The following is a 22,055-nucleotide window of genomic DNA, read 5'->3' on the forward strand; positions in this document are numbered from 1 at the left end:
GTTTTTTTGAAAAGTAATTAAAAAATAGTAATCAAGATTTTAATGTTGATAAGTTTAAAATGCTAGTACTGAAAGGCTTTTTCTTCGTGCATAAAAAAATCACTCCTTATAGAAGTGATTTTTTTTAACTATTAAAAATTAGTTTATTCTCTGTTTTTTACCAATATCCAACCGCTGTATTTGGTTTGGGTATTGTTTTTGTCATTTTCATTCCAAGAGATAGAGAACCAGTAAGTCCCAGTTAGGATTTTCTTACCTGAAGCAGTTCCGTCCCATCTGTAATCTCTTATTTTGCCGGCTTCATACAATTTATTACCATATCTGTCGTAAACGATGAAAACTAAGTTTTTCTTGTATGCCAATTCAGAGTAATCAATAAAATCATTTACATTATCTCCGTTTGGAGTAATTGCATTTAAAAGATTTGGAACAGTTACCTGAACTTCAATTGGAGTACAGTCATAAGCATCTATTACATAGATTTTATTTTCACCTCTAGGAACTCCGGTAAATACATTAGAGTCTTGCCAATGAGTACCATCTAATGAATATTTGTATGGTGCAGTCCCTCCGTTTGCCGTTACCGTTATTGTATTGTTTGTAATTTCAATATTAGAAATAACAGGTTGGTTAGAAGGGTATACATTTACTTGCTGAAGAGTGAAACATTTTCCTGTCTGTAATTTTACCCAATATGCTCCAACAGGAACACCTTGTATAGATTGCGTTGTAGCTCCTGTGCTCCATTCGTAGCTTACAAATCCAGGACCTGCATCTAAAGTAGTTCTATCTTCTACACAGATTGTTTTGTTTTTCAGAACTGCAGATTTTACAGGAGGTAAAACGACAAGAGTGATTTTAGTAATAGAATAACACTGATCTCCACTATATACTCTTGCATACACCGAGCCACTCATCGAAATGTAGTTGGTTGCATTTAAAATCTCATTTGTTCCACTGGTAGCATTGGCTAATGTAGTATAGAATTTTTTCTGAGGATTACTAAGTACAGAGATGTTTGCTGATGTTAAATCAAACGCTGCAGTTGTAATATTTCCTTCAATAAAACAAGACTCAAGGGTTGCTTCTTTTACTACAACCAATGGGTAAAATGTTAACGTGATTTCTGAATCATCAAAACATCCGTCACTAGTAGTCACTTTTACATATACTTTTTTCTGTGTAGAAATATAGTTAGTAGGGTTTGTGATTTCGTTAGTTCCAGCATTTAAATCATTCAGCGTAGGATAGTATTTTTTTGTAGCAGTACCAGAATAAACCGCTGCAGTAGTTAGGTCGAAAGATCCAGTTCCTACATTGTTGTTGTTACATGCGTAGATGGTAGCATCACTCGCAGTAATATTTCCTTTTTTAAATTTAAACTTACCGGTTAGGAAACAACCATTGATTGGGTTTGTCGGGTTTGTCGGGTCAGTGTACTTTAATCTGTAGTAATAGATTGTGGTACCATCAACCATAATCGGAGCGGTAATTGGGTTTTGCCCTGTTATCGCATCATTGTTGGTGTTGTGGTAAGTAACTGAGAAGTTTGGATTACCATTTATAATACCTGTAGTTAATGTGCTGAAATTAAATAGAGTAGGTAATGAACATTTTAAGATTTCATTTGGTGCAGCAGGGTCTGTAGCATTAGGTACACCCGGCGTGATGAAAGGGTGTGGAGTTAATGCCGGATTATTAAATGCAGAAGTCAGTGTTGCTGTACCGCCCCAAGTTAAAGAAAAACCATAAGGGTTACTTGGAATAAAGTTATCGATCAGAAGATAATATTTTTCTCCTGCAATAACATTTAGAGGAAGCTCCCATTGTCCTCCTGTAATTGTTGAGCTTAGACCTGTTGGTCCGCTTGTCCCGGAATAATTACATCTGATAGCATTACCAAAGTCCCAGGTTGCACAATCAATATTTGGTCCATATACTGCAAAGTCATAATCATAATGCGTTACACCAGGAACTGTATTTGGATTAATGGTAAATTCAATGGTTCCTGAAGTTGCGGCAGTGAATACATACCAAACAGAATAATGTTCCAGTCCTAAACAACTGCCAGAAGTCGCTTCTTGGATAGTCCCGGAACTACTTGGGTTATAGGAAATATCAGAATTTCCACAAACGGGGATCGCAGAAATACAATCCGACTGCGCCTGGAAAATTTGATATAAAAATAAAATGGAAAAGAGTAGTAGTTTTTTCATTTTAAAAGGTTTTTGAGAATAAAATTAAAAAAAGTAACGACAAATGTAAAAATATTTTGTCAAAAAAGTGGGATTTTTGTTAAAAATACTTAAAATGTTAAATTTTATAATGGATTGAATAAATATGTCCATTTAAATCTATTTCATTGAAAAAATTAGTACTGCATCTTTCTCAGTTTAGCATTTGTACTTCCTACAAGTAATGCGATCAGTATCGTCATGCTTCCTCCAAATACTACTGAACGTACAACACCCAGAATTTTTGCCATTAGTCCGCTTTCAAACTGCCCCATTTCATTGCTTGACATGATGAAAATAGAATTCACGCTCAATACTCGCCCGCGAATATGATCCGGAGTTTTAAGTTGTACAATCGTTCCTCTGATAACCACTGAAATTCCGTCGAGCATTCCGCTTATGACCAGGAACATGAAAGAAAGCCAATACAGTTTGGATAAGCCGAATCCGATGATGCATAAGCCAAATCCAGCAACAACTGCGAGTAAAATTTTTCCTTGGTTTTTTCTTAAAGGAACAATAGATAAGATGGTAATAATGCACATTGATCCAATATCGGAAGCTGCATTGAGAAGTCCGAAACCTTCAGCGCCTACTTTAAGAATATCGGTAGCAAATACCGGAATCATAGCAACAGCACCTCCAAAAAGTACTGCAAACATATCAAGACATAATGCTCCTAGAATTTCTTTAGTCTTCACAATATAAGAAATTCCTTCTCGCATACTCTCTACCACATTTACAGATTCTTTCTTATATTCAGAATGTTGTTTTTTGAGTTGCCAGAAAAATAAAGAAGCTAAAATAATCAGACCAATAATAACAAGTAATGTCCATTTTACCCCAAAAAAGCCAATTAAAAAACCTCCGAATGCATGTCCGCATACAGAAGAAATAAGAAAAGTAGCTTGGTTCAGGGTGATTGCATTCGGAAGATTTTCCTTTTGTACGATCTTAGGAATCATAGATGGAACAATCGGGCCAATAAATGCTCTCACGATTCCGGTGAAAAAAATAACAGTATAAATGAAATAGGTTATTTGATGTCCTGTGAAATGCATCTTTACATTTAGAAAAGCAGGAATTAACAAAAACCCGATTAAAAAGACATAAGCATAATTGCAAATCAGGAGAAGTCTTTTCTTCTCATTCATATCGATGACATGCCCCGCATAAAGAGCGCAGCTTACCGCCGGAATTACTTCTGAAAGACCAATCAATCCTATAGAAAAAGGATCTTTTGTAAGCTGGTATACCCACCATCCTAATAAAGTGGCAAGCATTCTGAATGCTAAAATAATAAAAAATCTTCCGGTAAGAAGATTCCTGAATTCGATGTTTTGTAAAGTTTTTAAGGGGGAGAAAGAAATCATGCACAAAAATAGGCCTAAAAATTTATTTAGGCCTATCACTATATTATAAATTCAAATGATAAATCAAATACCATCTGAAAGATAAAATCTATTTTAGTTGTCTGCTCTCGATGCACTAATTACCAAAGCTGCAACTCCTGCTGCTCCAATAACTGCAGCTCCTGCTACTGTTCTTGCTTTTCTGATATCTCTTACAGCTGCTACATTAGACTTTGGAATGATCACTTCTGTACTGTCTTTTTTTCCTGCTGTACCGATAAGGTTAGTGCCATCTACATTACGGAATAATATTTTTTGATTTTTTGATCCATCCTTCATCATTACAGTGTACATTCTTCCTGCTTCAAGATTAGAATAATTGTTTTTGGCAGTATCATCTGTGTACTTTGTAGTTGCACAAGATGAAATTACAAATAATGACGTCAATAAAGATGATTTTAAAAGTACAGATGCTTTCATTATATTTTTTAGTTTTTCAAATTTATAATTTTTTTTGAATATACGTTTTCGGAATTGAAAAAATGTGTTTAAAGTTTATAAATTTCCAATAAATCTGCAATTTTTCTGTCATTAGCAAGTCTTGGAGTTTTATTTTGCCCGCCAAGCTTACCTTGAGATTTTGCATATTCATTAAACGCATTTTTGTTGAGTTTTGATATATGAAGCTTTTGTAAAATGTTTCCGGATATCAAATCATTATAATAAGTATTTCGTTTTCTGAGCTGATCATCAAGGTCATTTTTAAACGCGTCTAAACTCTCAGGCTCTTTTTCAAATTCAATAAACCATTCATGATATGGAAGTCCTTCAGTCGGGTTCACTTGTGGAGCAAGATGAAATTCGGTAATCTGTGCAGGAAATTTTTCCAGGGTTGCCTTCATGGCTTCTTCCACCTCAAAAGCGATCACGTGTTCACCAAAAGCAGAGGTGAAGTGTTTTGTTCTTCCGCTTACCAGAATTCTGTGCGGATTTTTATCAATAAATCTTACGACATCACCAATCGAATAGGCCCATAAACCGGAATTTGTCGTTAAAATCAGTGCGTAATCTTTATGAAGCTCAATCTCTTTTAATGTCAGTCTTCTGGCATCAGGTTTTCCGTATTCTTCCAGTGGGATGAATTCATAAAAAATTCCATGATTGGTTAAAAGCAGTAACCCTTCTTTAGTATAATCATCCTGGAAGGCAAAGAAACCTTCCGAAGCCGGAAATGTCTGAACAATATCTACTTTTCCACCCAATAATTCCTCCATTTTGTCACGGTAAGGCTCATAATTAACACCTCCGGTTACAATGAGCTGAAGATTAGGGAAAAGTTGTTTAATTTTTTTACCGTTTTTCTCGATTAGTTTTTCAAAGTACATAATCAGCCAAGGTGGAATTCCGGAAATCAAAGTCATGTTTTCTTTTTCGGTTTCCTCAACGATTTTATCAACCTTTGCTTCCCAGTCTTCCATCATGTTGGTTTCTAAACTTGGAAGTCTGTTTTTTTGTAAATAATTTGGAATATGATGAGCCACAATGCCTGAAAGACGACCAGTTTTGATCCCGAAATTCTCTTCCAGTTCAGGGCTTCCCTGTAAAAAAATCATTTTCCCTTTTACAAAATCAGCATTATTCTTTTTAGCAATATAATGAAAGAGAGCACTTTGAGCGCCTTTGATTTGAAAAGGCATTCCTTCCTTAGAAATAGGAATATATTTTGAGCCGGAAGTCGTTCCTGAGGTTTTGGCAAAATATTCCGGAGTTTCCGTCCATAAAATATTGGATTGTCCTCTTTTTACTCTTTCAATATAAGGTTTAAGGTTTTCGTAATCTGCAACCTGCACTCTTTCTTGAAAGTCTTTTACAGATTTAATGCTTTCAAAATCATGTTCCCTTCCAAAAAGTGTTTTTTTGGCAGTATCTACGAGAGATAAAAGCAGGTCTTCTTGGTTTTTTTCTGCATTTTTCTTGAATTCTTCAGCTTTTTGGACGTGCTTTTTAGCCCAGATCAATGCCGCATTTTTCTTTAGGAAGTTTAACATGGCTCAAATTTATAAATAACTAAAGAATCTGAGACCATTTTTGAGAAATAAGCAACAAAAAAACCGATGAATGAGTGTACATCGGTTCTTCGAAATTTGATTATGAAAATAACAACTATGTGTTGAGTTTACTTGTTTTCTTTATACCTTTTGTCAGGAGTTCCATCCGCTTTAAGGTGCTTGTTTTCTTTGTATCTTTTATCCGGAGTTCCGTCTTTTTTCATTTTTACTGCTGTTGGTGCCGTTGCAGGCTTTGTAGCGGCTGCCATAGTTGGCTTTGTTGCTGGTTTTACAGTTTTAACATCTTTAACTGCAGTTTTTGTTGTTTTAGCAACTTGGTGTGTGGTTGTAGATGCTGCAGGAGCAGTGTGTTGAGCAGAGGCAAGTCCTAGTCCTAATGCTAGTGACATTGCAGTAAAAAGTTTTTTCATAATGATGATTTTGTTTGTTTTTCTTATTCAAAGTTATACAAAAAGCGGGCTGAAAAAATGGTTTTCAGAAACTTAACTAAAGTTTATTACAGCTTAAAAAAATCTTAAACACGAAGTTTTAAGGGGTACAAGTTATATTTATTTCCAAAGAATGTTTTTTGCCAGATCGTCAAAAAAAAGACCTGCGCTTTCTAAATAGAAAACACAGGTCAGATATATAATATGAATAGTTGATTTATCGTGTGCAGTTAGCAGTCCAGGTTTTGCCTTCTTTTGCAAACAGAATCTTTAATTCATTATTGTCAATTCTGATGTACGATGTAGCATTAGAACCTACCATTACAAGAGTATGATCTCCTTTTTGTTCAAATTCAATCCCATTTAAATCAGGAATGCCGTCTGAAAAGGCAAAATTATATTTTGTTCCGCTTGCGATTTTTGTGACAAAAACACTTCCGTTATTGGTACTTATACTGGTTGATCCACCGTCGTTGTAAGAAATACTACCTCGATAGGTACCCGCAAAAAAATCATTATTGGTAGGATCATCGTCATTGCTGCAAGATGAAATTGTCGTGACAGCAAAAAATAAAAGCATAAAAGCTCCTAAAGTTTTAAATAAATTTTTCATAATACTATTTCTTTAAGGATTGGTAGGGTTAAGATGCCAAACGGTATGCCGAAAGTGGATTTATTGAGGTTTTTAACAAATATTTGGTAAGTATTATGAGAAATTATAATTTTTATCTAACAGTCATTTTAAAATTTTGAATCAACGTTCCATAGGTATCAGTAATATTCAACATGTAATTACCTTTTTGAATCTGGCTTTCAAGATTAAGCCTATGTTCGTTTTGGTGATTTTGTTTTCAACACTCTTTATTTCTAGTGGCTTAGTCTAATTTATTGTTTTTCATTATCTTTGTCATAAAGAACGATTTCAGAGAATACTGAAATCGCTTTTGTCGTTTATACCATTATTTATGCAGTTAAAAGCCATCAACGAAAAGTTTCTTCCGGACTTGCTTAAGAATGAATTCGGAAAGGAGATTTTTATTCAATTGGAAAACAATCAACATATTTCTGTGAAAGGAAATGCGGGATCTTCGGTCTCCATTTTTGTGGCTGAGCTTTTCCTTACGCAGAAAAAACATATTCTTTATCTGGTTGATGATAAGGAAGACGCATTGTATGCCAATACGGAAATGGAAGACCTGTTAGGAAAAGATAAGGTTTTGTATTTTCCTGCAACCCATCTTGAACCATATCAGATCGAAAAAACGCAGAATGCTAATTTGGTATTAAGGACGGAAGTGATCAACAAAATTACTTCCAGCAAATCTCCCAGAGTGATTGTGGCTTATTCGGGAGCTTTATCAGAGAAGGTTTTGAAGAAAGAAGATTTTAAAGCAATTTCTCATCATATAAAAGTAGGCGATCAGCTTGACTTCGATTTTGTTGATGAATTATTGAATCATTATAATTTCCAGCAAGCCGATTTCGTTTCCGAGCCCGGAGAATTTTCCGTGAGAGGAGGAATTGTCGATGTTTTTTCGTTCTCGAATGAAAAACCATATCGTATCACTTTCTTTGGAAACGAAGTGGAAAACATCAAAACATTTGATATTGAAACACAGCTTTCCGTAGAAAAAGTAAATGATTTTCAATTGGTCTCCAATATGAATTTTACGGTGACAGGAAGCAGAGTGTCTTTACTTCAGTTATTACCTAAAGAAAGTTTTGTGATTTCTAAAAATGGTATTATCGGAATGCAGAAGCTGAAAACATTCTACGAAAAATCGTTGGTGAAATATGACACATTAAATAAAGATATTGCTCACAGAGCGCCACAGGAATTATTTATTTCTGATCAGGAGTTTTTATTTGATTATAAGAAATTTAAAACTGTTGATTTCGGAACTGCTCCCATCGAAGGGTTGATTGAATTAACGGAAATGAAGATCAATCAGATTGTACAGCCTACTTTCCATAAGAATTTTGAATTATTAATTGAAGACCTAGAAGGAAAGCAAAATGAAGGTTTTGACACCTGGATTTCTTTTTCAACTGAAAAACAGAAAGAAAGATTAGAATCTATTTTTGAGGAACTGGAACATCAGCTTCCTTTTAAAAGTTTTAAATCTGAGCTTCATGAAGGTTTTGTAGATAATGACCATAAAATTTTAGTCTATACAGATCATCAAATTTTCGATCGATACCAAAGATATAAAGCGAAAAATACATTCGCCAAGTCGGAGCAGCTGACCTTGAAAGACCTGATGTCTTTAAAAATCGGAGACTATATTGCGCACATCGATCACGGAATCGGAAAATTCATGGGATTGGTGAAAGTAAATAATGACGGAAAAATTCAGGAATGTTTTAAACTGACTTATAAAAACGGAGATTTATTATATGTAAGTATTCATTCACTTCATAAAATTTCAAAGTACAATGGTCCGGACGGAAAAGAAATTGTTTTAAGTAAATTAGGTTCTCCAACCTGGAAATCGTTAAAGCAAAAAACAAAAGCACGAGTAAAACAGCTTGCTTTTGACCTGATAAAATTATATGCCCAAAGAAAATCAGCGAAAGGTTTTGCATACACACCGGATTCTTATCTGCAAAATGAACTGGAAGCAAGTTTCATTTATGAAGACACTCCGGATCAGGAAAAAGCAACGATCGATGTGAAAAAAGATATGGAAGCCGATACAGTGATGGATCGTTTGGTTTGTGGAGATGTAGGTTTCGGTAAAACGGAAGTTGCGATTCGTGCAGCGTTCAAAGCGGCAACAGACGGAAAACAGGTTGCAGTTTTAGTTCCCACAACAATTTTAGCTTTCCAGCATTATAGAAGTTTCAAAGAAAGATTGAAAGATTTCCCGGTAAATGTAGCGTATGTCAATCGTTTCAGAACAGCAAAACAAAAATCTGAAACGTTGGAAGCTTTAAAAGACGGAAAAGTTGATATTATTATAGGAACGCATCAATTAGCAAGCAGTTCTGTGAAATTTAAAGATTTAGGACTGTTAATTATTGATGAGGAACATAAATTCGGGGTTTCTGTAAAAGATAAATTGAAAACCCTGAAAACAGATGTTGATACGCTGACTTTAACCGCGACACCAATTCCGAGAACGTTGCAGTTCTCTTTGATGGCAGCGAGGGATTTATCAGTTATAAAAACGCCACCGCCAAACAGACAGCCTGTTGATACGCAGCTGATTGGTTTTAGTGAAGAAATTCTTCGTGATGCAGTGTCTTACGAACTTCAGCGTGACGGACAGGTGTATTTTATCAACAACAGAATTGAAAACCTTAAAGAGATTGCAGGCCTCATTCAAAGGTTGGTTCCGGATGCAAGAGTAATTACCGGTCACGGACAAATGGAAGGCAAGCAACTGGAAAAAAATGTCCTTGATTTCATGGATGGAAAATATGACGTTTTGGTTTCTACAACCATCGTAGAAAGTGGAGTAGATGTTCCTAATGCGAATACGATTTTCATCAACGATGCTCAACGATTCGGAATGGCAGATCTTCACCAGATGCGAGGTCGTGTAGGACGTAGCAACAGAAAGGCTTTTTGTTATCTGATCACTCCTCCTTATGATATGATGACTTCTGATGCAAGAAAGCGTCTTGAAGCCATTGAGCAGTTTTCTGATTTGGGAAGCGGTTTCCAGATTGCGATGAAAGATTTGGAAATCCGTGGAGCGGGAGATTTATTGGGTGCAGAACAAAGTGGATTCATTAATGAGATGGGATTTGAAACCTATCAGAAATTGATGCAGGAAGCGCTGGAAGAATTAAAAGATGATGAGGAATTTGAAAATCTTTTTGAAAATGAAGAAGACCGAAATAAGCTTTTTAAATCGGTAAAAGATGTGAATATTGATACTGATTTAGAGCTGATGTTACCGGACTGGTATATTTCGAATACGGAAGAAAGATTGTCATTATATCAAAAATTGGCTGAAATCGATAATGAAGAAAACTTATTAAAATTTGAATCTGAGTTAATTGACCGTTTCGGAAATTTACCGAAAGAAGCCATCAATTTATTGAAAAGTGTAAGTTTAAAATGGCTGGCCGCAGAAATTGGTTTTGAGAAAATTGTCATGAAGAATGGAGTGTTTCTAGGCTATTTTCCAGGTAATCCTCAGGATAAATTCTATCAGACGGATAAATTCAGACATATTATTACGTATTTAACGCAAAATCCTGCAGAAGCACAGTTAAAAGAAAAAATAGGAAAAGAAGGCAATAATCTGATCATGAGAAAAGATAAAGTGGGAAATGTGGATGAGGTTAATCTTTTGTTAAAAACAATTTTAAAAGTATAAGGAAATACTAATTAGCTTGTTTTAAGGTTTTTATTGTTGCTGTTTTTGTGAGAAAATAAATAAAAATGTAATTTTTATGCAAAAAAAAATTATATTTGTGGAAAAATAAATAATCCTTAAGAAATGAAGCGACTTTTCTACTTTATTTTACTTGTAGCAGGTATTTCCTCTATCCATTCATGTAAAGACTTGGCAGATGAAAATGGAGATCCTCTTGTAGACCTTAATACAAATACAGGCCTGAATGGTGCTAGAGCATTACATCAGGAGATTACGGATTTTGCTAGCGTTGCTGATTATCGTTATTCAGGATTACTTTTAACTAAAGTATATAATGGGAAATCCGTTACTGATATTGCCTATAGTGGTGACAGAGTAAGTAAAATAACTTTTGACGGTTTCCTAGATCAAAATAATGACGGAACCCTTGATCCGGGTAAAGTTACTTTTACACAATTATTTATGTATGGTGGTTCAGGAAGATTAGAATCGATTACGGAGAGCAGAAATATTTATAAACTGGCAGGTACTCCTCCGTCTCAGGTTCTTGATAAACAAACAAAATCAATCTATACTTTAAAATATAACGCTTCTACAGGGAAACTTGAAACGCTTACGATGCAAACTGGTTTGGACGTTCCTGGAACTCCTTTCTCATACACTGCTTATTCAGAAGCTAAGTATACTTATTTGGGAGACAATGTATCTAAAGTTGAAAAAGGATTCGGAACGATTACAGGTGGTGTAAATGACCCTGTAGCTTTGAAATATGAATATGGATTTATGAATTATGACGACAGAATAAGCCCTTATAGCTTATTGCCTTTCGCATATAAAATTTCATACCTATTATCTACACAGTTCTACGATCACAGAAGCCTTATGTTATCTCCGAATAACCCATCAAGAGCATCTGTTACAGACTTGAATGTACCGGTTCCTACACCAGTAATTACTTCTACCAACTTCACGTATGATCCACAAACATACATGACAAAAGGATATGGAGTATATTATATTTATAAGCCTTTGTAAATTAAAAATTTAAACATATTAAAAAAACTCAATTCTTATCAGGATTGAGTTTTTTACTTTTTATCTCTTAATTTTGTAAAAAATTTTAAATGAAATATTTAATTGTAGGACTTGGAAACAAAGGTCCTGAATATGAAAATACACGCCATAATATAGGATTTAAAGTTGTTGAGAAAATAGCGGAAACTCTTGAGGTTCCGTTTAATACAAGTAATTTCGGTTGGATGGCAGATGGAAAATATAAAGGAAGAAGAGTATTATTGCTAAAACCGGATACTTATATGAATCTTTCAGGAAATGCTGTGAGATACTGGATGCAGAAAGAAAATATTCCTTTAGAAAATGTATTGATTGTTACTGATGATCTGGCTCTTCCTTTTGGTACTTTAAGATTGAAAGGAAAAGGATCGGATGCAGGACATAATGGGTTAAAGAACATTATTGAAGTACTGCAAACTCAGAATTATGCCAGACTTCGTTTTGGAATTTCAGCAGAATTTTCCGAAGGAAGACAAGTAGATTATGTATTGGGAACTTGGAATGAAGAAGAAACTGAAAAACTTCCGGAAAGAGTTGAGAAATTTTCCAAAGCCTGCCTTTCGTTTGTTTTTGCAGGTCTTAGCAATACCATGTCAGCTTTTAATGGTAAATAAAAAAACTCGGCGGGGAGCAAAGCTCCCCGCCGAGTTTTTTAAAGCATTTTTATATAACTATAACCAGGTTACAGCTCCGGTTTCTACATCGTAATTTGCTCCTACGATCTTGATTTTACCTTCTTTCTCAAGGTTTTTAAGAGTAGAACTTTGCTTACGAATGTCTTCGATTGCGCTTTTTACATTTTGTTGGTTCAATCTTTCCAACAGTGAACTGTTTTTTGAAGAACGTTCTTCTCCTTCTTCAATAACATCTTTGATAATTGGGTCAAAATGATTGATCAGGTGGTTAAGATTATCCATTCCTAACCCTTCGATTTGTGCAGCATCCAATCCTCCTTTTAAAGCACCACATTTCGTGTGCCCTAAAACTACGATAAGCTTTGATCCTGCAACGTTGCATCCAAATTCCATCGAACCTAAAATATCTTGATTTACAAAATTACCTGCAATTCTGATGCTGAAAACATCACCTAATCCCTGGTCAAAGATAAGCTCTGCAGAAGTACGGCTGTCAATGCAGCTTAGCACTACAGCGAAAGGCCATTGTCCTTCACGGGTAGCATTTACCTGTTCTAAAAGATCTCTGTTAGCTTTTAAATTATTGACAAATCTTTGATTTCCTTCCTGTAAAAATTCTAGTGCTTTTTCAGGAGTAATAGTTGACTGAGTTTCGTATGTATGTGCTTTCATATAATGTATGGAATGTTTAAAATTAATAAAAATAATAGTGAGCTTACATCGCTCTTCTGTGTGTAATTAAGACATGAGAATCTTCGTCTCTCTCATAATCTTTATAAGAGGTTTTAAATCCTAAGAGTTCTACATTGATGTCTTCTTCTTTTGCACGGATATTGGAGAAATCCTGAATCATTTCCAATACATCGGTTGCGATATAGGAAGTTCCTCGTGCATCAATCGTCACGTTAGAATTAGGTTTTATGTTTTTTAAGGTCTTTTTAATCGCTGCTTTGTTTAGGAAAGATACTTCTTCGGCTAATTTAATATTAATTCCGTCTGCATCATTTAATTTTTCTCTGCTTAAATAATAAGCTCTTTTCATATTTCCCTGAAGAATATAGAACACAGAAATTGCTAAACCTATTCCTACTCCTTTTAATAAATCTGTAGCAACTACAGCAATTACTGTCGCAACGAAAGGAACAAACTGGAACTTTCCTAAATGCCAGAAATGTTTAAAGGTAGCAGGTTTTGCTAATTTATATCCTACTAAAATCAATACAGCAGCTAACGTAGCAAGCGGAATTAAATTCAAAATCATTGGAATAGACAGTACACAAATCAAAAGTAAAATTCCGTGAATGATTGCGGAAGTTTTTGAAGTTGCCCCTGCATTGGCATTCGCAGAACTTCTTACTACTACTGAAGTCATAGGAAGTCCACCAATGAAAGAACTTACTAAATTTCCGATTCCCTGAGCTTTCAATTCAAGGTTAGTATCTGTAATTCTTCTTTGTTTGTCTAACCTGTCTGATGCTTCAATACAAAGTAAGGTTTCAATAGAAGCTACAATGGCGATTGTTGCTCCTACAATCCAAACTTTAGGATTTGAAAATCCTGCAAAATCAGGCATTATAATCAGGTTTTTGACATCGTCAAATGACTGAGGAACAGGTAATACAACCAAATGTTGAGGGCTTATTGCTAATGAACTTCCCGTCATTTTGAAAATTTCATTCAAGACAATACCTGCAACTACTGCAACCAATGCTCCTGGAAGCATTTTCATTCTCTTTAAAGCAGGTATTTTATCCCAAGCCAAAAGAATGACAACCGAAATTATAGTTACAATAATAGCTCCCGGATGTATGGCTCCAAATAATTCGGTGAAGTAATTTAAGTTCAAGCCATTGTCAAAAATAGATTCGTGACCTTCATAATCTTTATCAAACCCTAATGCATGAGGGATTTGTTTTAATATGATAATGATTCCGATAGCAGCAAGCATTCCTTCAATAACGTTGTTGGGGAAGTAATTAGAGATGCTTCCGGCTCTTATGAAGCCCAACACTAACTGAATGAGACCTGCAATAATTCCTGCGCAAAGGAACAGTTCAAATGCGCCTAAATCTGTAATGGCAGTCAGTACGATGGCTGTTAAACCTGCTGCAGGGCCAGATACAGAAATATTTGAGTTACTCAAAAAACCTACGACCAAACCTCCTACAATTCCGGCGATAACTCCGGATAATGGTGGAGCGCCCGATGCTAAAGCAATTCCTAAACATAAAGGAAGTGCCACTAAAAATACAACGAGTCCTGAAGGAAAATTCTCCTTTATTCCTCCTATTAATGATGTTTTTTTCATGATATGAAAATGTGTAACTATAGCTGATCAGCTGTGATTAATCAGTTATAGAAAAGATTGAAAATTTAATTTTTAAAGTACATGTCGATTCAATACCCAAAGCAGGTATAGACAATAAAAACTTATAAGACGATAAAAATTAAGCTTCCGGAGGCGGAGAAAATATAGTAAGTAGGGGTGAAAGATGAAAGTCATCATCAATCAGTACAAATGATTTGCCTTTTAAATCAGGTTCAAAAAACCTAAGATAATCAAATACATTTAAAGGTTTTGGAAGTGTTTTTTCATACACAACAAAAGATGATGGAGAAGAATGAGGTTCTTCCTCATTTACGATTACATTAGTTTGAAGGAGATCCCAATTGAAAACTGCAGCAATACTTGGTAAGGCTGTAAAGTTTAGGAAAACCATTAATGTGATAATACTCCAAAATTTCATTCGATCGTTTTTAGAAAAATATTACTTTTTCTTTCGGCTCATTACCCAGTCAGAATCCGTAAGGTTGTAGATTTTTTGAATGTCTTTCAAGATTTTTTCAAAATCAATCTCCAAATCAATAATCTTTCCGGTTCTAAGGTCAAAAACCCAGCCATGAACAATAGGATATTCTTCTAAGATATATCTTTCCTGTACACAAGCCATTTTAATTACGTTGATGCACTGCTCCTGAACATTCAGTTCTACAAGTCTGTCATAACGCTTACCTTCATCTTCAATAGAATCTAGCTCTGCTTGGTGTAATCTATACACATCACGTATGTTTCTCAGCCAAGGATTCATTAATCCTAAATCCTGAGGCGACATTGCTGCTTTTACACCTCCGCAGTTGTAATGTCCACATACAATAATGTGGTTCACTTTAAGATGTTCTACTGCGTATTGAATAACTGCAGTGGAACTCATATCCAATGTATTCACAACATTGGCAATATTTCTGGTCACAAATACTTCTCCCGGTTTCATTCCCATCACTTCTTCAGCAGTCACTCTACTATCTGAACATCCTATATAAAGGAACTCCGGATTCTGAGTTTTTGCAAGTTCGTGAAAGAACTCAGGGTTTTCTGCAACTTTAGATTCTACCCATTTTCTGTTGTTTTCGAAAATAACGTCGTATGATTGTGACATAAAATAAAATGTTAAAGTGAATAATTATTTATTTCGTTTAAATTATTTTCAAATTCAATAGACTGAATCAATAATTATGCAAAAATATAATTTTTGAAGCTAAAGCAAGTGGTTTTAACAAAGTTTAATATTAAAATATGCTTAAAATCATATTAAATACGCGATAAATTAAGTTAATAACAGCTTGCTGTGACTGAAATAATTAAAACGTAGGATAAAATTACGATAAAAATTTAAATGCTTAAAAAATGAGATAAAATGATAAGTAGCTTGAATAATAAGTAAGTTTATATTTTATAGTTGATGTAGCCTTCCGTAGCCTTTTCGTTAGGATAAACTTTCCCAGGATTTCCGGTTACCACAGAATCAGAAGGAACGTCAAAATTAACATACGAATTGGGGGCGATCAAAACATTATTTCCAATTTTTATATTTCCGACAATCACAGCATTGGGTCCGATCCAGACTTCGTTTCCAATTTCAGGAGAACCTTCATTTTTACCTCTGTTTTGCTGTCCGATAGTGACGCCTTGAGCAATATTGCAGTTTTTACCGATGATGGTTTTGGGATTAATCACTAAACTTCCCCAATGTCCCAGATAAAAACCTTCTCCAATCTGAGTTTCAGGATAAATCTGAAACCCGTATTTGATCTGAAAATGTCTTAAAACCAATCTCCAGAAAAATCCTATAACCGGAACTTCCCTGAACTGCTGTGCTTTTCTTAAAATATAAACAAAATGAAGATTCGGATTGATGCATTTTGTCCATATCTTAAAAACAGGAAGCCATTGTCCGCTTTCACGGTAAAAATCTTTCTGTATGGTTGAATAGTTTGACATTAGAACAAAGATAAAAGAAAAATGATTTATAAACCGTCAATAATCTTCATAATAGCATTTACGGAATTTTCCAGACTGAAAGGTATTTTGTACTGTTTTAAATGTTCAGAATAGTTATTGAATTGTTCAGGGTTTTCAAATGCTTTTTTCATGCCGGAATAGATGCCTTCTTCTGAATTTTCAACGATCAGTCCAATTTCCCCATGGTTTAGCATTTCCTTTACGCCGGAAACTTCTGTGGCGATAATTTTCTTTTTCAGGGTAATGGCTTCAAAAAGAACGGTAGGAAAACCTTCGTATCTTGAACTTAAAATATAAAAATCTGAATGTTTAAAATAAGGATACGGATTGTCTGTAAATCCAAACATGGTAGCGGTGTCGTCAATTGCTAATTCTGATATTAATTTTTTAATATTTTCAAAATCATAACCATCACCGATAATGAGGATTTTATGTTTAAAACCTTCATCAAGAAGCCTTTTGTGTACTTTTAGCAATCTGTCAAAACCCTTTTGCGGAAAAACAGTTCCTACCGAGATAAATGTGGGAAGAGTTGAGTCAAAATGGTAATTGAGAACAGGTTTCTCTGCTTTAGTTAAAATTTCGTCAGTGTCTAAAGGATTGTATATTTTCTCGATCTTCTGCTTTTCTGTTTCGCTTTGAGCCAGACTGAGAAAGATATTTTTAATTTTTTCTGAGATCACCATCACGGAATCAAAACCGAAAAATTTTCTGATTTCTTCGTTGGTGTACCCCTTCACTTCCGAAAGATCATTATGAATCCAGACGATTTTTTTAGAATTTTTGAGTGGAGAATTTAAAATGTCATCGCGCATTCCATGAATTGCGGCAAATTCGATGTCATATTGTTTCCCTTTTAATTTTCCTTTGTACAGAAGAGCCGGGAATTTCTTTAATAGATTCTGATAAATTACCCGGAACATTTTTCGGGGAATATCCTGAATTCGGTTAGTGGTAATCATTTCACCTTTGTTCAGGTAAAAAATATTGATCCATTCAGGAACTTCGTTAAGATATTTCCCGGAATATAAATTGAGCAAGAGATCGATTTCGTATTTGTCTTCCGGAAGGTTTTTAAGAAAAGTAACCAATACTTTTTCGGCTCCTCCATGTCGAAGAGAACCTATCCGAATCAGTATTTTTTTCTTTTCTGCCATTTATTTTATGGGTTTGTAGGTATGAGGAAGGTGTTCTTTGATGTAAGCATCTAATTGCGGACGGATGAGTTCTAGTTCTCTTGGATACATTACATTGTTGGCCAATAATTTGTCACCATATTCTTCTATCGTGCAGATGAATTTTGCCGGAATACCTGCAAAAACACTTCCTTTCGGCATGGATGTAGTCAGAATGGAACCCGCTCCTAAAACGCAGTTGTCCTGCATTTCTACACCGGGCATGATGATCGTATCGACTCCAATCAGACATTGTTTGCCAATTTTTATTCTTCCGAAGGTTCTTACGTCTTTATATTTTTCAAAAAAATGAAGTGCATTTTGTCCACCGTCATGATTCACAAACCTTACATTGTTGGAAAACGTAGTTTCATCACCGATTTCAATGAGAAAAGGCTCGGTTCCAAATTCAGGAACTTCTACAAAACGAACATTTTTTCCTACTTTTAATCCTTTTGCAATGCAGACTTTCAGATAAACATTCTGTATCATCCTCTGATAAGAAGTATGCAGTTTAAGAAGTAAGCGGTAAATAAAAAGCATTTTTATTTTTTTACTAAGTTAGTGATGATATTTTCAACAGCATTAAAAATCTTTTGATTGTCAAACTGTTTTTCAATGTCTTTCAGGTTTTCTTTAATATTTGAAACGTATTCAGGCTCTGTAAGGAATTTTTTCATGGCTTCATACATTTCCTCAGTTTCGTAGTTGATGAGGTGTCCTGTTTTTCCATGTGCAATCATTTCAGGAATTCCACCAACATTGGTTGAAATAATAGGCTTTTGCAGAATTAATGAATCGGCAATAATTAACGGCCAGCTTTCTGACTCGGAAGGGAGAATGAAAAAATCGGCGTTTTTTACATAAGGATAAGGATTGAGTAGAGAACCTAATAGTTGAAAACTTTCAGTAACACCTAATTCAAGTGCCTGTTTTCTTAGATTTTCTTTCTCTTCGCCGTCTCCAATGACAACAATATGATGATCAAATCCTTCTTTCAGTAATTTGGCATGAGCATCCATAAGTTTGTGAAATCCTTTTCTGCTGTGTAATCTTGCAACGGAAACAAAAATCGGTTTTTCTGGAAGTTCCGGTTGAAAAACTTTTGCTTTTTCCTTCAGCTCATCAATCGGAATTGCATTTAAGATCACTTGATTTTCCGGAAGAGGAAGCTCAGGATACGTTTCCACTAAAATATCTCTGGTTTGCTGAGAACCGAAAATAAAATAATCAAACTGCGGAATTTGTTTTAAAATATCAGGAACTAAAGGCTGAAGTTTGGGTAGCGTAATGTCGGAATGAAACCAGCCAATTTTTTTTGAATGTTTATTGACGGAATTTAAAACCGATGAAAAAGCAGCATAAGTCGGGGCAATTTCTACATCAAATTTCTCATTCAGAAGCTGATCTGCTATTTTGGGATTATTCTGAGCTTGTTGAAGTTTGTATTTTCTTTTCGCAAGCTGAATTTTTTGGATAAAAGAATTTTTTGAAAGATCTTCCTTACCATTTTCGAGATATACTTTTCGTACATGATTCGGAAATTCATTACGCAGCTCTCCCTGGTTGATATTTAAACAAACCGTCATCTCAAATTTTTCCCGGTTGAGATTGTTCAACATGCTTAGGATTACTTTTTCTACACCTCCCATTTCCATCGAACGGTGTCTGAAAAGTACTTTTATTTTATCTTTTTCCATGTTAGCTAAATAATTGTTGAACAGATATTTTAAGTTTTTTTTGTAAACGATAGGCAATGGAATTCTGATATTCCAGGAGATCAAAAATTTCTTTTGCATTCTGATATTCAGTCGGAATTTCTTTACCATTGAGGAATTTTAAATTCCTTCTTTTCATTGTGTTAAAAATTACTTTAGCAAAGGATTCTTTTGCCTTTTCTTTGGATGAAGACTGAGAAATTCCCTGAGCGTGTTGACGGTATTTATACATTCGGACGGGCAGATATTTTGCGTTTCCATGTTCCAGAAGTTTTAAATACAAGTCCTGATCCACCGCACTTTTTAATGAAGGATCTATACCTTCTGTTTTCAGATAGGCTTCTCTTTTAAATGCGAAAAAATGATGGACCTGTATCGGAGAATTGAAAAAATCTTTTCCATTATAGATCTGTCTTATCTTAGTATAGTCTTCTGTAATATTAAGATTTTCATCACAAAATGTTAGCTTAGAGTAGGTTGCTATATATTTGTTTTTCTCTAAATAAGCTACTGAATCCTGAAGAGCATTAGGAAATAAAGCATCATCCGGATCCAGGAAACCGCAATATAGACCCGAAGCATATTCCATGCATCTTCTTTTTGTATAACCACAACCTTTATTTTGTGAGTTGACAAAGATTTTAAATCTTGAGTCACCATCTGTTAAATTATTAATTAACTCTAATGAATTATCTGTAGAAGCATCATCAATGATGATTACCTCCCAGTTCTTATAGCTTTGGGCGATAATAGAATCATAACAGGCTTTAAAAAACTTCCCGTTATTATAATTGGCTATAAGAATTGAGAATTTCATTTGGAGACTAATAGTTTGGTGAAAAGATTATTTCAAAAATATAATTATTCTTTAAAATAAGCAATTGAATGAAAATCTTTATTTTTGTTCTATTAAAGCAGACACTGTGAATGAAATTACAAGGGTTCTTAGAACATTTATAGGGTATTTGAAAAGGCCTGATCTCTATCCGGAACTGGGTAGGAAAATCCTGAAAAATACCATCAATAGGAATAATGCTTTCAAAGGAAAAGAAAAAACAAATTCTTGGGCTGCTTCAAAAGCAGTTTCCCAGGAAGAAGCAATTTCTAAGCTTTTCGGAATGCATTCCGATACATTCAAAAATGAATTCCAGGATGTTTTGAAAGGTGCTGAAGAAAGAGAAAAGGCATGTCCTATCAAAATGGGTGGAGCAGGAGCTTTGGAATTAATTTATTATGCCTGTGAGTTTTCAAACGCTCAGCATGTTGTGGAAACAGGTGTCGCTTATGGCTGGTCTTCACTGGCAGCTTTACTTTCACTGAAAAAAAGAAACGGAACGTTGTATAGTTCAGATATGCCGTATCTGGGTCAGAATGGTGATCAGTATGTTGGTTATGTGGTTCCTGAAGATCTTAGATCTCATTGGAAGCTTTTCCGTTTTGCAGATAAAGAATCTTTGCCGAAAATCTTCAACGAAAACTATAGTTTTGATGTAGTGCATTATGATTCGGATAAAAGTTATGACGGAAGAATCTGGGCTTATCAGGAACTTTACAGAAATTTAAGAAAAGGAGGGGTGTTTATGAGTGATGATATTGGTGACAACTCTGCCTATCAGGATTTCTGTGAAAAGAATACCATTGATACCACAGTGGTTGAGTTTGAAGGAAAATATGTGGGAGTTTTTTTAAAATAAGATCAGATTTTTGAAAATTACTCAGATTACTTTTACGCGATTTGTTGCTGCGATAGCAATTGTGATTTCGCATTTCAATAAAGATGTATTTCTCTATAAAATACCCTATCTCTCTGAAATTTTTCTGAGAGCCAATGTTGGGGTAAGTTATTTCTTTATCCTTTCCGGTTTTATCATGATCGTTGCTTATCATAAAAAAGAAAAGATTGGTTACGGAGATTATTACCGGAACAGATTTGCCCGGATTTATCCTTTGTATGTGGTGGGTCTGTTACTTTTGTGGTTTACACGGGAAGAAAAATTCCTGTTTACGGATATTCTTTTGTATCTCTTCGGGTTACAGAGCTGGGTTCCCGGTAAAGCAATGGTTTTGAACTTTCCGGGTTGGTCTATTTCTGTTGAGTTTTTATTCTATCTGCTGTTTCCTTTTCTCTATAATTATTTATACTCCAAAAAGAATAAAAGCATTTGGGTGATAGCGATTTTGATCTGGATTGTAACACAGGTTTTTTCAAATTTATACGTGAAATCAGGGTTTTATAATGGTCCTCATACGGAAAGCCATGATTTTATTACCTATTTTCCGCTGTTTCATATCAATGAGTTTCTGATAGGAAATCTTGCCGGATTGTTTTTTATCAAAAGGCATCAGTTTAAAAATTTTGATGGTTCAATAAGCCTTATTTTTGCCGCCATTTTATTGGCTTTAATTTTTGTTCCCTTATATTTTCATAATGGGTTAATGGCCATTCTGTTTATTCCTCTTATTATTTTAATATCCAGAAATAATGGTTATTTAACAAAGGTTTTTTCTTTGAAACCTTTAGAATATTTAGGTGAGATCAGCTATGCCATTTACATTACTCATATTCCTGTTTTGTATATTTTAAGACATCTGATCTGGAAAAAATATATTTTTGATATTGATGTCATGTTTGGAATTTATATGATTGTTCTGCTTCTGACTTCAGCATTATTTTATCAACTGATTGAAAGTCCGGCAAGAGAGGTTTTGCGAAAGTTCAAAAGACCTGCTTAAGCTGTT

The 22,055-nt window shown here is 34.7% G+C and carries 20 protein-coding genes; 5 read left to right on the forward strand and 15 right to left on the reverse strand.

Going from position 1 to position 22,055, the window contains the following annotated elements; genetic code table 11:
* Nucleotides 1–143: 143 nt before the first annotated feature.
* The 6 genes from LV842_RS06325 to LV842_RS06350 form a co-directional block, all read right to left on the reverse strand.
* Nucleotides 144–2,216: a T9SS type B sorting domain-containing protein gene (locus LV842_RS06325; protein WP_233110608.1), complete on the reverse strand. Its 2,073-nt coding sequence runs from the start codon at nt 2,214–2,216 to the stop codon at nt 144–146.
* Between the two features lie 155 nt (nt 2,217–2,371).
* Nucleotides 2,372–3,607 (reverse strand): MFS transporter, encoded by a 1,236-nt coding sequence (locus LV842_RS06330; protein WP_233110609.1) that lies wholly within the window; start codon nt 3,605–3,607, stop codon nt 2,372–2,374.
* A 93-nt stretch (nt 3,608–3,700) separates the two neighbouring features.
* Nucleotides 3,701–4,066, reverse strand: coding sequence for a hypothetical protein (locus LV842_RS06335; protein ID WP_233110610.1), 366 nt, complete (start codon nt 4,064–4,066; stop codon nt 3,701–3,703).
* A 68-nt stretch (nt 4,067–4,134) separates the two neighbouring features.
* On the reverse strand, nt 4,135–5,634 hold the full coding sequence (locus LV842_RS06340) for a GH3 auxin-responsive promoter family protein (RefSeq protein WP_233110611.1): 1,500 nt from the start codon (nt 5,632–5,634) through the stop codon (nt 4,135–4,137).
* A gap of 128 nt (nt 5,635–5,762) precedes the next feature.
* Nucleotides 5,763–6,065: a hypothetical protein gene (locus LV842_RS06345; RefSeq protein WP_233110612.1), complete on the reverse strand. Its 303-nt coding sequence runs from the start codon at nt 6,063–6,065 to the stop codon at nt 5,763–5,765.
* 235 nt (nt 6,066–6,300) lie between these two features.
* Nucleotides 6,301–6,696: a hypothetical protein gene (locus tag LV842_RS06350; protein WP_233110613.1), complete on the reverse strand. Its 396-nt coding sequence runs from the start codon at nt 6,694–6,696 to the stop codon at nt 6,301–6,303.
* A 352-nt stretch (nt 6,697–7,048) separates the two neighbouring features.
* Between LV842_RS06350 and mfd the strand changes: the two genes are divergently transcribed.
* From mfd to pth, 3 genes are all read left to right on the forward strand, one after another.
* Nucleotides 7,049–10,414 carry a transcription-repair coupling factor gene (gene mfd, locus LV842_RS06355; protein WP_233110614.1) on the forward strand — a complete coding sequence of 1,122 codons (3,366 nt, stop codon included), beginning with the start codon at nt 7,049–7,051 and terminating at the stop codon, nt 10,412–10,414.
* A 123-nt stretch (nt 10,415–10,537) separates the two neighbouring features.
* A complete protein-coding gene (locus LV842_RS06360; RefSeq protein WP_233110615.1) occupies nt 10,538–11,449 on the forward strand; it encodes a hypothetical protein in 912 nt (303 codons plus the stop codon).
* A gap of 89 nt (nt 11,450–11,538) precedes the next feature.
* A complete protein-coding gene (pth, locus tag LV842_RS06365) occupies nt 11,539–12,102 on the forward strand; it encodes an aminoacyl-tRNA hydrolase (RefSeq protein WP_233110616.1) in 564 nt (187 codons plus the stop codon).
* A 57-nt stretch (nt 12,103–12,159) separates the two neighbouring features.
* Here the strand turns inward: pth and LV842_RS06370 are convergent, their stop codons facing one another.
* The 9 genes from LV842_RS06370 to LV842_RS06410 all read right to left on the reverse strand — a co-directional run bounded on the left by LV842_RS06370 (nt 12,160) and on the right by LV842_RS06410 (nt 20,133).
* Nucleotides 12,160–12,795 carry a carbonic anhydrase gene (locus tag LV842_RS06370; RefSeq protein WP_233110617.1) on the reverse strand — a complete coding sequence of 212 codons (636 nt, stop codon included), beginning with the start codon at nt 12,793–12,795 and terminating at the stop codon, nt 12,160–12,162.
* 43 nt (nt 12,796–12,838) lie between these two features.
* On the reverse strand, nt 12,839–14,431 hold the full coding sequence (locus tag LV842_RS06375) for a SulP family inorganic anion transporter (protein ID WP_233110618.1): 1,593 nt from the start codon (nt 14,429–14,431) through the stop codon (nt 12,839–12,841).
* 139 nt (nt 14,432–14,570) lie between these two features.
* On the reverse strand, nt 14,571–14,870 hold the full coding sequence (locus LV842_RS06380; RefSeq protein WP_233110619.1) for a hypothetical protein: 300 nt from the start codon (nt 14,868–14,870) through the stop codon (nt 14,571–14,573).
* Between the two features lie 21 nt (nt 14,871–14,891).
* Nucleotides 14,892–15,560 (reverse strand): carbonic anhydrase, encoded by a 669-nt coding sequence (locus tag LV842_RS06385; RefSeq protein ID WP_233110620.1) that lies wholly within the window; start codon nt 15,558–15,560, stop codon nt 14,892–14,894.
* Nucleotides 15,561–15,847: 287 nt separating this feature from the next.
* Nucleotides 15,848–16,402, reverse strand: a complete 555-nt coding sequence (locus LV842_RS06390) for a serine O-acetyltransferase (protein WP_233110621.1) — start codon at nt 16,400–16,402, stop codon at nt 15,848–15,850.
* Between the two features lie 26 nt (nt 16,403–16,428).
* Nucleotides 16,429–17,580, reverse strand: a complete 1,152-nt coding sequence (locus LV842_RS06395; RefSeq protein ID WP_233110622.1) for a glycosyltransferase — start codon at nt 17,578–17,580, stop codon at nt 16,429–16,431.
* A complete protein-coding gene (locus tag LV842_RS06400; RefSeq protein WP_233110623.1) occupies nt 17,581–18,141 on the reverse strand; it encodes an acyltransferase in 561 nt (186 codons plus the stop codon).
* A 2-nt stretch (nt 18,142–18,143) separates the two neighbouring features.
* Nucleotides 18,144–19,397 carry a glycosyltransferase gene (locus LV842_RS06405; RefSeq protein ID WP_233110655.1) on the reverse strand — a complete coding sequence of 418 codons (1,254 nt, stop codon included), beginning with the start codon at nt 19,395–19,397 and terminating at the stop codon, nt 18,144–18,146.
* Complete coding sequence (locus LV842_RS06410) at nt 19,300–20,133, reverse strand: glycosyltransferase family 2 protein (protein WP_233110624.1); 834 nt, start codon at nt 20,131–20,133, stop codon at nt 19,300–19,302. The genes LV842_RS06405 and LV842_RS06410 overlap by 98 nt, the downstream gene beginning before the upstream one ends.
* A 64-nt stretch (nt 20,134–20,197) precedes the next feature.
* On the opposite strand from LV842_RS06410, the gene LV842_RS06415 reads away from it, so the two are divergent.
* A complete protein-coding gene (locus LV842_RS06415; RefSeq protein ID WP_233110625.1) occupies nt 20,198–21,010 on the forward strand; it encodes a class I SAM-dependent methyltransferase in 813 nt (270 codons plus the stop codon).
* A 10-nt stretch (nt 21,011–21,020) separates the two neighbouring features.
* Nucleotides 21,021–22,049, forward strand: a complete 1,029-nt coding sequence (locus LV842_RS06420) for an acyltransferase family protein (protein ID WP_233110626.1) — start codon at nt 21,021–21,023, stop codon at nt 22,047–22,049.
* Nucleotides 22,050–22,055: the final 6 nt, after the last annotated feature.

The organism is Chryseobacterium gwangjuense (assembly GCF_021311115.1).
Taxonomy (GTDB): Bacteria; Bacteroidota; Bacteroidia; order Flavobacteriales; family Weeksellaceae; genus Chryseobacterium; species Chryseobacterium gwangjuense.

Bases quoted from the DNA above. Each gene is read 5' to 3' on its own strand.
- LV842_RS06405 (WP_233110655.1), bottom strand. From the start codon at position 19,397: ATGCAAAAGAAATTTTTGATCTCCTGGAATATCAGAATTCCATTGCCT.
- LV842_RS06350 (WP_233110613.1), bottom strand. From the start codon at position 6,696: ATGAAAAATTTATTTAAAACTTTAGGAGCTTTTATGCTTTTATTTTTT.
- LV842_RS06395 (WP_233110622.1), bottom strand. From the start codon at position 17,580: ATGGCAGAAAAGAAAAAAATACTGATTCGGATAGGTTCTCTTCGACAT.
- LV842_RS06330 (WP_233110609.1), bottom strand. From the start codon at position 3,607: ATGATTTCTTTCTCCCCCTTAAAAACTTTACAAAACATCGAATTCAGG.
- LV842_RS06340 (WP_233110611.1), bottom strand. From the start codon at position 5,634: ATGTTAAACTTCCTAAAGAAAAATGCGGCATTGATCTGGGCTAAAAAG.
- LV842_RS06370 (WP_233110617.1), bottom strand. From the start codon at position 12,795: ATGAAAGCACATACATACGAAACTCAGTCAACTATTACTCCTGAAAAA.
- mfd (WP_233110614.1), top strand. From the start codon at position 7,049: ATGCAGTTAAAAGCCATCAACGAAAAGTTTCTTCCGGACTTGCTTAAG.
- LV842_RS06375 (WP_233110618.1), bottom strand. From the start codon at position 14,431: ATGAAAAAAACATCATTAATAGGAGGAATAAAGGAGAATTTTCCTTCA.
- LV842_RS06410 (WP_233110624.1), bottom strand. From the start codon at position 20,133: ATGAAATTCTCAATTCTTATAGCCAATTATAATAACGGGAAGTTTTTT.
- LV842_RS06390 (WP_233110621.1), bottom strand. From the start codon at position 16,402: ATGTCAAACTATTCAACCATACAGAAAGATTTTTACCGTGAAAGCGGA.
- LV842_RS06345 (WP_233110612.1), bottom strand. From the start codon at position 6,065: ATGAAAAAACTTTTTACTGCAATGTCACTAGCATTAGGACTAGGACTT.
- LV842_RS06325 (WP_233110608.1), bottom strand. From the start codon at position 2,216: ATGAAAAAACTACTACTCTTTTCCATTTTATTTTTATATCAAATTTTC.
- LV842_RS06380 (WP_233110619.1), bottom strand. From the start codon at position 14,870: ATGAAATTTTGGAGTATTATCACATTAATGGTTTTCCTAAACTTTACA.
- LV842_RS06335 (WP_233110610.1), bottom strand. From the start codon at position 4,066: ATGAAAGCATCTGTACTTTTAAAATCATCTTTATTGACGTCATTATTT.
- LV842_RS06360 (WP_233110615.1), top strand. From the start codon at position 10,538: ATGAAGCGACTTTTCTACTTTATTTTACTTGTAGCAGGTATTTCCTCT.
- LV842_RS06400 (WP_233110623.1), bottom strand. From the start codon at position 18,141: ATGCTTTTTATTTACCGCTTACTTCTTAAACTGCATACTTCTTATCAG.
- LV842_RS06385 (WP_233110620.1), bottom strand. From the start codon at position 15,560: ATGTCACAATCATACGACGTTATTTTCGAAAACAACAGAAAATGGGTA.
- pth (WP_233110616.1), top strand. From the start codon at position 11,539: ATGAAATATTTAATTGTAGGACTTGGAAACAAAGGTCCTGAATATGAA.